Below are 3119 nucleotides of genomic sequence, written 5' to 3' on the forward strand. Positions count from 1 at the left end.
ATGCCGCGACGCGCAAGCGTGGCCGGGCATTTCGGCGAGCTGCTTCAGGGAAGGCTTGGCCCGGACGGGCCGGTCGCCCTTGTCACCCTGCCCTGCCCCGTGCTGACGGTGACGGCCGAATGGCGGCCCGGGCCGGAATTCGGGTTGTGGCAGAGCGGGCGGGATGTGCTGACGCGCGGCCAGCTCGCGCGGCTCTGGCGGACGCTGCGCATGGACAGCCCGCGCGGGCGCCTTCACCTGCGCGCGGGGATGCCGCCCGGCGGCGGCGCCGGGGCCTCGACCGCCGCGCTGCTTGCCGCGCTGCGCTGCCTTGCAGGCACTCGGCTGCCGCCCGAGGATGAGGCCGCGCTTTGCCTCGCGCTGGAAGGGGCCAGCGACCCCCTGATGCATCCCGCACCCGGACGGCTGATCTGGGCGCCGCGCGCAGGCCGGGTGCTGGCAGACCTGCCGCCGCTGCCCGAACTCGAGGTTCTGGGCGGATTTTCCGGGCCGGGGCGGCGGACCGATGCGGCCGATACCCGCTTTGCCGATATCGCCGATCTGGCCGCCGAGATGCGGCAGGGCCCCGGGCGCGCCCGCCTCGGAGCACTGGCCAGCGAAAGCGCGCAGCGCAACCATGCGCTGCGCGGCGGACCCGACCCGGCGCCCGTGCTGGCGGCAGGGCAAAAGCTGGGCGCGCTTGGCGTGGTCGCGGCCCATACCGGCGCGGCGCTGGGGTTGATCTTCGCGCCCGGCACGGTGCCGCAGGCAGCAGGCCCGGCCCTGCGCGCCCTGGGACTGTCCCGGCTGGTCCGCTTTCGCACCGGGGGGCGGGCATGAGCGCGGCGGCGATGCTGATCGCGCTGGTGCTGGAGGGCGCCTTCGGATGGCCCGACCGGCTGCATGCCCGCATCGGCCACCCAGTTGCCTGGCTCGGCGCCCTGATCGACAGGCTGGAGCGGCGCTGGAACCGGCCCGGCGACAGCGACGGGTGGCGGCTTGTGCTGGGGGGCGTCGTGGTGGCGATCACCCTGGCGGCGGCGGTTCTGCCCGCACTGGCGCTGGCGGCCCTGATCCCCGGCGGCTGGGTGGGCGTGCTGCTGACCGGCCTTCTGGCCGCGCCGCTGGTGGCGGGGCGCAGCCTTCATGTCCATGTCGCGCGGGTGGCCCGTCCGCTGCTCGCGGGCGATCTGGCGGGTGCACGCGGCGCGGTGGCGATGATCGTGGGGCGCGATCCCACGCGGCTGAACGAGCCGGGCGTGGCGCGCGCGGCACTGGAAAGCCTGGCTGAAAATACCTCGGACGGGGTGGTGGCGCCGGTCTTCTGGGGGGTGATCTTCGGGCTGCCCGGGATCGCGGGCTACAAGGCGATCAACACGCTGGACAGCATGATCGGGCACCGCAGCGACCGCCACCTGCATTTCGGCCGGGTCGCCGCCCGGCTGGACGATCTGGCGAACCTGATCCCGGCACGGCTGACCGGGCTGGGCTTCTGCGCGGTTGCGGGCCGTCCCCGGACCGCGCTGCGCGTGATGCTGCAAGACGCCCGCGCCCACCGCTCGCCCAATGCGGGCTGGCCCGAGGCGGCGATGGCGGGCGCGCTGGGGGTGCGGCTTTCGGGGCCGCGGGTCTATGGCGACCGCATCAGCGACGAGCCCTGGCTGAACGAGGCCGCCCCCGATCCGGCGCCGCGCGATCTGCGGCGGGGGCTGGGGCTTTACCTGCGGGCAATGGCGGGGCTGGCACTGGCCCTTGCCGCGCTCGCTGCGTTCTGAGACGGGGCCGCGGATGACAGGCGCACGCGATCATGGCGGCGATCTGGCGGCGGCGGTCATGCGGTTCGGTGGACAGCCCGAGGAGTGGATCGACCTGTCCACTGGCATCAACCGGGTCCCCTACCCCGTTCCGGCCATCTCGGCCGAGGCCTGGCGATCCCTGCCCGGCCGCGCCGCACAGGACCGCCTGATCGCGGCGGCGCGGAGCGCCTACCGCACCGACTGGCCGATCCTGCCGCTGGCGGGCGCGCAGGCGGCGATCCAGTTGCTGCCGCCGCTTGCCCCCAATGGGCCGGTGCAGATCGTGACGCCGACCTATAACGAATATGCCGCCGTCCTGTCCCTGTCGGGCCATCCCGTCGCGCCGGTGGACCGGCCCGAGGCGCTGATCGGTGCCGGGCTGGCGGTTCTGGTCAATCCCAACAATCCCGACGGCCGCCGCCTTGCGCCCGAGGCGCTGCTCGCGATCGCGGGCCGGGTCGGGCTGCTGGTGGTGGACGAAAGCTTTGCCGACCCGCATCCGGACCTGTCGCTGCTGCCCGGGCCCTGCCCGGAAAACGTGATCGTGCTGCGCTCCTTCGGCAAGTTCTACGGGCTGGCCGGGCTGCGTCTGGGCTTCGCCCTGGGGGCGCGGGCGCATCTGGACCGCATGGCGACAACGGCCGGGCCCTGGGCGGTGTCGGGCCCCGCGCTGGAGATCGGGGCGCACGCACTGGGCGATGCCGACTGGCGCAGGGCCAGCATCGCCCGGCTGAGCGAGGACGCCGCCCGGGCCGACGCGCTTGCCCGCGCCGCGGGCTGGACCTGCATCGGCGGCAGCGCGCTTTTCCGGCTTTACGACACGCCCGACGCCTCCGCCGCACAGGCCCGCCTCGCCCGCGCGCGCATCTGGTCGCGCATCTTCCCATGGTCGGCCCGCTGGCTGCGCCTCGGCCTGCCCGGAACCCCCGCGGAATGGGCGCGGCTGGGCGACGGCCTGGCCTGACGCGGTCCGCCACTGCAAGGCGGACACCAAGCTCGGCCTCGATAGGGGTGGGATCATGCCCTCAGGCTTGCACAAGGTCGATGAGGGAGGTCGTGATGCCCGACATCGACCATGTGACGGAAATCCACCGCGTGGTCAGGGGCATCGCGAACAGGCCGCGCGGCTAGGACCTGGCCGAGCACGAGATCCCGACCGAAGCGGACAGCATCACCACCGCCTGGATCACCTTCTAGACCGATCTTGCGCGCGGCCATGGCCTGATGAGGCTGAAGGACAGCCGGATCCGGACGCTGGGGGCCAGGTATGGCGCGGGCGAGCACCGCACCACCGGGAAGAAGGAACGCGACAAGGCGTTCTACGACGGGCTGGAAAAGGGGGGG

3 protein-coding genes are annotated in these 3119 nt (G+C 73.6%); all 3 read left to right on the forward strand.

Annotated features, from left to right (window positions below; translation table 11 throughout):
* The 3 genes from ENN83_RS07420 to cobD are packed head-to-tail and all read left to right on the forward strand — an operon-like array spanning position 1 to position 2739.
* Entirely contained in the window at positions 1-819 is an 819-nt protein-coding gene (locus ENN83_RS07420; RefSeq protein ID WP_287185632.1) for a propanediol utilization protein, read from the forward strand.
* Complete coding sequence (gene cbiB, locus ENN83_RS07425) at positions 816-1754, forward strand: adenosylcobinamide-phosphate synthase CbiB (protein WP_287185634.1); 939 nt, start codon at positions 816-818, stop codon at positions 1752-1754. Before ENN83_RS07420 ends, cbiB begins: the two co-directional genes overlap by 4 nt.
* Positions 1755-1767: 13 nt before the next feature.
* Positions 1768-2739 (forward strand): threonine-phosphate decarboxylase CobD, encoded by a 972-nt coding sequence (gene cobD, locus ENN83_RS07430; RefSeq protein WP_287185636.1) that lies wholly within the window; start codon positions 1768-1770, stop codon positions 2737-2739.
* Positions 2740-3119 lie beyond the last annotated feature (380 nt).

The sequence above is a fragment of the Rhodovulum sp. genome, from assembly GCF_011048875.1.
In the GTDB taxonomy this organism is placed as follows: Bacteria; Pseudomonadota; Alphaproteobacteria; order Rhodobacterales; family Rhodobacteraceae; genus Rhodovulum; species Rhodovulum tesquicola.

Bases quoted from the DNA above. Each gene is read 5' to 3' on its own strand.
- ENN83_RS07420 (WP_287185632.1), top strand. From the start codon at position 1: ATGCCGCGACGCGCAAGCGTGGCCGGGCATTTCGGCGAGCTGCTTCAG.
- cbiB (WP_287185634.1), top strand. From the start codon at position 816: ATGAGCGCGGCGGCGATGCTGATCGCGCTGGTGCTGGAGGGCGCCTTC.
- cobD (WP_287185636.1), top strand. From the start codon at position 1,768: ATGACAGGCGCACGCGATCATGGCGGCGATCTGGCGGCGGCGGTCATG.